Source organism: Phocaeicola sp. GP0067, from assembly GCF_031119655.1.
GTDB classification, from domain to species: domain Bacteria; phylum Bacteroidota; class Bacteroidia; order Bacteroidales; family Bacteroidaceae; genus Phocaeicola; species Phocaeicola vulgatus.
This window is the reverse complement of record NZ_JAVHZY010000065.1, coordinates 1-885: the sequence shown is the minus strand read 5'-3', so window position 1 is coordinate 885 and position 885 is coordinate 1. Positions and strand designations below refer to the sequence as shown.

Below are 885 nucleotides of genomic sequence, written 5' to 3'. Positions count from 1 at the left end.
TCCTTCCGCGACAGCCTGTTCACGGATATCATTTTCCACAATACGGCTCACGTTATAACGGTCCACCGCCTTATCATAAGCGATACGGTCACCCTCAGACAGGTGAGCCTTGGCGGCAAGGCGGTCAAGATGGCTGAAAACCTGTTCTTTCAGCGCATCGGGCATTCTGTTCCAGTTGTTCATATTCTTCAGTGCATACATTAGTTTATCGGATAAAGTAGAACATTCGTCCAGATCCTTCGTAAAATAAGGAAACTGGAGATAAATCTGACGGAAATTCCGGTTCACCACACGACCGCTGTCCCGGTCGGAAACCACCGTGTCGGTACGGAACTTGCTTTCCAGACCATCCTCCTTGAAATTCATCAGGAAAATGCCGTACACGGCAGGAAGCCTGTAACGGAGACCGTAAGAAGCCTCTTCTTCCCTGAGCAGACCGCAATCCCCCTCCAACGGAGTATCGGGAACACATACCTCTTTAGAGGACGGATTCTCCATCTGGCGGCTCACCGCACGGCACACATAATAGAGCGTACGGTCCAGGAAATGGCTATGCCAACGATTCTGCATCTCCACTATGATGTACTCGCCCGTAGAGGTACGGCAGTAAAGGTCATAGATGATGCCCTTGTCGTGAATATTCTCCGAACGGTCCTCCTTGTCCAGAAACGTCAGGTCTTCAATGTGATGCTCACCCGACAGCAGTTCGTTAAGCAGGATTATCAGCAGATCCTTGCTGGCAGGCTGGCCGAAGATTATCTTGAAGCCGAGATCCGTGAAAGGGTTTACAAAGCGGGATGACATAATAAAGATGATTTTATGGTTTCTGACCGCAAAGAAACGAATTCTATCTGGAAATTCCTATGAATGAGCGCTTTTTATTAT

General features: G+C 48.6%; 1 protein-coding gene. It reads right to left on the bottom strand.

Translation table 11 applies throughout. The features are described 5' to 3' along the window. A partial coding sequence (locus RE317_RS20925) for a PD-(D/E)XK nuclease family transposase (RefSeq protein ID WP_216943848.1) occupies positions 1 to 804 on the bottom strand: 804 nt, incomplete at its 3' end. Between the last annotated feature and the right edge of the window lie 81 nt (positions 805 to 885).